Source organism: uncultured Oceanicoccus sp. (assembly GCF_963968385.1).
In the GTDB taxonomy this organism is placed as follows: domain Bacteria; phylum Pseudomonadota; class Gammaproteobacteria; order Pseudomonadales; family Dasaniaceae; genus Oceanicoccus.
In genome coordinates this window covers 1-6,060 of the sequence record NZ_CAXAHB010000086.1, presented here as the reverse complement: position 1 = coordinate 6,060, position 6,060 = coordinate 1, and the positions used below count along the sequence as shown (strand labels likewise).

Here is a 6,060-nt window from a genome sequence, read left to right as displayed (position 1 = left end):
GATACTGATAGCGATGGTCTAACCCATTTGCAAGAATTTCAGGCTGGAACTGAGCCAGATAAACCTGACTCTGACGGCGATCGAATGCCCGATGGTTGGGAAGTGCAGAACGGTTTAAATCCATTGGATGCCGAAGATGCCAACAGTCATACTGATGAAGATGGCTTTAGCGCTTTAGAAGAATATCGATCCGAAACTGATCCTAACGACGCTGAATCTATCCCGCCAGGTGTTTTAATTGACTTTAATGGGACAGACTTGCCTGAATCACTGCAGTGGATTAATGAAGGCAACCAGTCTTGGGCATTAGACACATTTAAGCCTCTTGAGGGGAGGCAATCCCTTAAATCTGGCACTATTGCTCACAATCAGAGTAGTCGCATTAAAGTGTTGGTTATCTCTGCTGGCGGACTGGTTCGCTTTAACCTCAGAGTAAGTTCGGAAAGCTGCTGTGACTATTTAAGTTTCTTTTTAGATGATCAGCTACTTCAGCGGTGGTCTGGCACCGTGGAAACCACAGTCAGTTTTGAGTTGCCGGCGGGTTATCATGTGCTTGAGTGGCGTTATCATAAAGATCATAGTGTTAATCGTGGTAACGATGCAGCATGGATTGATCAACTATTTATCAGTGCGCAAGAAAATGTCGATAGCGACACTGATGGTATAGATGATCTATGGGAGTGGGGGTACTTCGGCGATTTGAATGCAGATCTATCCTTCGATACTGATAGCGACGGTCTAACCCATTTGCAAGAATTTCAGGCTGGAACTGAACCAAATAACCCTGACTCCGACGGCGATCAAATGCCCGATGGTTGGGAAGTACAAAACGGTTTAAATCCATTGGATACCGAGGATGCCAGCAGTGATATTGATAGCGACGCTGATGGTATAGATGATCCATGGGAATGGAAATACTTCGGCAACTTGGAGGCAGGCCCATCCTTCGATACTGATAGCGATGGTCTAACCCATTTGCAAGAATTTCAAGCTGGAACTGCGCCAGATAACCCCGACTTTGACGGTGATTTAATGCCCGATGGCTGGGAAGTGGACAATGGTTTGAATCCGCTGAATAGCACCGATGCAAATGGCGATATCAATGACAATGGGCAATCCAACTTTGTTGAGTATGCTCTGTCCATACCCACGCAGTCGATTAACATGGACTCGGACGAGGATAGGTTGCCCGATCTATGGGAAGCCCGTTATGGCCTAAACCCATTGGATGCCAGCGATGCTGGCAGTGATGAAGATGAGGATGGCTTTAGTGCTCTGGAAGAATATGTATCGGGTGATGATCCGAACGAATTTGACTCTGCACCCATAGGTATTGATTTTGATTTTGAGGGAGAGGTCCTGCCTGAATCACTATCATGGATTCATGAGGGCTCTGGATCTTGGGAGTTGGATCAATCTGATCCCCTTGAAGGGGAGCAATCCCTCAAATCGTCTGGCATTCTTGAGAATGACTACAGCAATCCTTTTAATCAAAGTCGAGTGATTAAGACGCATCTAGTATCCAGCGGGGGCATCGTACGCTTTGACCTTAAAGTTGCCCCGGGTTCTTTTAATGACACACTACAGTTTTACCTAGATGATCAGTTATTAGAAGAGTGGGCTCGTAATGCTTGGAGTGGTGTGCCTCAGACCACGGCAGTATTTTATTTACCTGCTGGTGTTCACGAGCTTAAATGGCTTTATTACAAGCCTTATTCTGGTGGCGATAGGTCTTATGCTTTCTGGCTTGACCGGTTATTTATCAGTCTTGAAGAGGACTCCGATGCAGATGGAGTGATGGATTCCTGGGAGTTAAGGTACTTCGGTCATCTGGATGAAGATCTCTCCCAAGACAGTGATGGGGATGGTCTGACCCATTTGCAAGAAGTTGAGTCAGGCACTGACCCCAATTAGTTTGAGTCCGCGCCAACCAGCGTTGGGTTTAATCGTTTTAGTGCCATCAGAGATAGTAAAGCTATAGTAGAGGGATCTTTCAATGGATTTTGGACAACTTACAAATAACCTCCGTGCATCTATGTGGCGCATTATTGCCCGCTCCATGGCTATTGTTTTAGTCACTGGAGTTATATATGGCCAATGGGATCATCAGGCTGCAAAACGTCGGATTGGCAAATCAACCGAATCTCATCCAACTATGGAGGGAGAGACCAATACAGTCAGTTCGCAATCACCGAGCCAACCTAATTCCATTGCGCCATCTTCAGCGGATATGGAGGTATCAAGCTCTGTTAGTCAGCAGTCCAACGTAGTTAAACCGCCTCAAAAGGACTCATCTTATAGCCAAACCGACGCTGTACAGCCCTCCCTGATCGAAATGGATTTATCGCGCGCGCCAACCCATGAAATGCTAATTGCATCTGGGCAGTTGGGAGGCATTTTGTCACCAACCAAACCAATAAATAAACAAGAGAACATCGCTTCTTTTAGCAAACTTAATCCCCTTGCCAAATCCGATAAATCGGAGCGCATGGCTTTTGGTGAAGCCATCCAAAACTGGAACCGCCATCAATACAAAAAGGCCTATCAACAATTTGACCAATTTACCAAGACCTACCCAGATAGTGCCTGGAAGTCAGAAGCCATTCTGCATATGAGCTGTGAAGCGCGTTTTAATGGTCGTTACTCCGAGGCTGAAGGGCTATTTAATCAAGTAATCGCTGAAAATGAAGGGAACCCATACAAAGGTGCACAGATGATGCGTGCCAAAGCCATCAGTCGTCTGGCGGTTCTTCGAGTGATGGAAAATAACCCCCGAGCGGCACAGCAACTGTTTGCCGAACTAAAAGAAATTGCGCCAGATTGGCGTTTGCGCACCTATGCTTCCCAGTGGTTGCGTCGTATAGACGACCAACAAAAAGAGATGGCTAATTTATTGTCTTGTGGTACCGAAGCCCTAGCAGCCGTCCTTAATCGCGACGGTCGCACCAAAGAAGCTGAGCAATTGCTGCATACCAAGCCGGGTGATAAAGGCTTTAGCATTGAGCAACTAACGACCATGGCCTTGGATCACGGTTACCGTGCTCGTGCGGTCAATCTCTCCGTTGCAGATATAAAAAAGAGCCAACTGCCGATGATTCTGCAGGTCAGTCGCACGGCATCCGGTGGCTCCGGTCACTATTGGGTTTTGGAAGATTTGGCCAAAGATGGCTCAATGGTAGTTTACGATCCTCAAATGTCTCGCCGTTTTACCCAGACCAAATCAGAACTGGCTCGCGAATGGCAGGGCAATGCCATAGCCTTTACTGAAACCGCAGGCCGTCTGCTAGCAGCGACAGAGACAGAACAGATCTTCGGTGGCTGCTGTGGTGTGCAGGCACCGGAAGGCGACCTCGGCTCGCCAGATAGCGATGGTCCGCCAAACGCCCCGGGAGTTCCGTCACCAAATGCGCCCGACGCTCCCCAACCAGATGCGCCCAACCGGCCAGATGATGGCGATTGTAACAATCCCAAAGGTGCGCCAGTGTGGAGCGTAAACATGCTAAACATGAATATGTATGTGCGTGATATGCCACTGTGGTACAAACCTGCACTGGGGCCTGAAGTAAAAATTGATCTCAGTTACAACTCTCAATCCGCTATTGCTCAAAATGAACCCTTCGGTGCCAAATGGATGTTTAATTACGCCAGCTATCTGGTGATTGATCCTGGCAATACCGTGACACTATTTAACAGTGATGGCAGTCGCAACACATACGAACCTCTTTATGAAACCCAATCCACGGGAGAGCGTTTTATCAGTGGCTTTCGTGATCAAAGTGGCCGCACAGATAGATTGCTGAAAATCAGTGACAGTCACTATGAACTGCACTTTGATAATGGGGCAAAAATACTCTATCAGGTACCTGCCAATACCTCAGCTTTACAGTTATTTATAACTCAAATTGTTGATGGGTATGGCAATGCATTAACCTTTGACTATGACCCGCAAGCGCGTATGCAAGGAATTATTGATGCCCAGGGGCGGCGCACGCAACTGATTTACAACGCAGACAATTTAATTACCCGTGTAGAGGATCCCTTTGGGCGCAGTGCCTCCTTTACCTATGACGATCAACGCAATCTGATCTCCATTACCGATATGCAGGGGTACACTGCAAGGCTTGGCTATGACAAAGATCGTTATATAAGCTATATAGAAAATGCCAAAGGGCGCACATCATTTTACACCGAAGCAGCCGATGGTAGACGCAACAACAACGACCCCTATCCGGCACCAGGCAAGACTATGTGGGCCAACTACCGCATTACCGTTACCAACCCCAATGGTGACAAAGAAGAATACCATTATGATGGTTACTACGGTCGCTCTTGGTACGTTGCTCCCAACCACTATGTGGCATACGCAAACGGTAAAAAAAACTCCCATAATTCAGTGCCCAAAACCATCTATAACTTTGAGCGAGTAGGGGGTCGTCCAAATCGCATCAGCCAAATTACCTACCCTAATGGCGCCACGACTGGCTATCAGTATGACAGCAATGGCCGTATTACTCAGCAAACCAACCAATTTGGTGAAACCAAACACTTCACCTATAACAACAAAGGCCAGTTGGTGACCGTCACCAACCCACTCGGTGAAGTGACCACCTACAGCTACTACCCCAACGGTATAGATATAAAAACCATCGTCAGTCCCTCAGGTACAGTCAGTTATCAATACGACGGTCATCACCAAATGACACAACTGGATGCCGGCGACGGACAAAGTACCCAATTTACCTACCTGCCCAATGGTAAACTATCCACGATTACCAATGCCCTCAACCAAGTCGTCCAGTATAACTACAATGGCGATCACCGGCTGCAAAGCATCAGTATTGCCAACAAGACTATCGCCAGTTACCAATATGATGCCATTGGTCGTAAAACATCCGAACAAGACCTGCATGGTCGCCAAACCCGTTACGCCTACAACAATATCAACACCCTAGTAGAAATCACCTATCCCGGCGGTCGTAAAATCACGCGTGACTACGGCGTTTGTCCGCGTATGCTAGTCAGTGAAACTCTGCCCGGTGGGCGTCGCTATCAATACCAATACGATGCCGCCAAACAGCTAATCGCTACAACTGATCCAAAGCGCGGAAAACTGGTTTTTGAACGCGATAAAAATGGCAACATGAAAACACTAGTGGACAAAAACCAAAATCGCACCCGTTTTAGCTATAACAGTGCCAATCAAAAGACTGCAGAAACCTATGCCGATGGTAAATCCATAACTACCAACTACAACAATGGTCGCGTAGCTACCAGCACCAATGCGCGGGGTATGGTAACCACCTATAGCTACAACAATAAACAGCAACTCAGTGCTATTAGCTACTCAGATAACAGCCCGGGGGTTAGCTTTAGCTACAACGCCAAAGGCCAGTTACAACAGGTAACCGATGCCATTGGTACCCATAGCTACCACTACGATACTCGTGGACGACTGCAAAGCTACGACAGTCCTTGGAGTAATGATATTATTCAGTACCACTACGATCTCTTGGGGCGTACTAGCGCCCTAACACTAAACGGCCAAGCCTACGCCAGCTATCAATATGATGTGCTCGGTCGTTTAACTCAGGTCAGTGGCTTGGACGATAGTTTTAATTGGCAATATAACGATAACCAAGACACGCCATCTGTGGTGCTTACTCAGCCCAATGGTGTTAGCTACACCACCACATTTAATAGTGCAGGGGATATTCGCCAGCGCCAATACACCAATAGTAGCGAAGTTATTCTCAACTACGGATATAGCTACGACATAGCCGGCAACCTCACCCGTGAAAATAATAACCGTCATTATCCTGCTATTGCCGAGCAACAACTAATGGCAAAATATAACCAACTTAACCAGCTGGTCGAACAGCAGGACTTAGAAAATCCACTAGTCTACGACGATGATGGTAATTTAATTGAAGGCTATCTTGCAGATAAAACGCCCTTTACCGCCAGTTACGATATTAACAATCAGTTAACCAGCATCCGCTTTAAACGCAATGATATCGATTATGAAGAGCTATTTAGCTACTTTTACACCGGTATGTTGGC

At 46.9% G+C, this 6,060-nt stretch carries 2 protein-coding genes; both read left to right on the top strand.

All coding sequences use genetic code 11. The features are described 5' to 3' along the window. On the top strand, positions 1-1,914 hold a 1,914-nt coding region (locus AACP44_RS08080), incomplete at its 5' end, for a hypothetical protein (protein WP_339340013.1). Between the two features lie 82 nt (positions 1,915-1,996). Further along, a partial coding sequence (locus tag AACP44_RS08075) for a cysteine peptidase family C39 domain-containing protein (RefSeq protein WP_339340012.1) occupies positions 1,997-6,060 on the top strand: 4,064 nt, incomplete at its 3' end.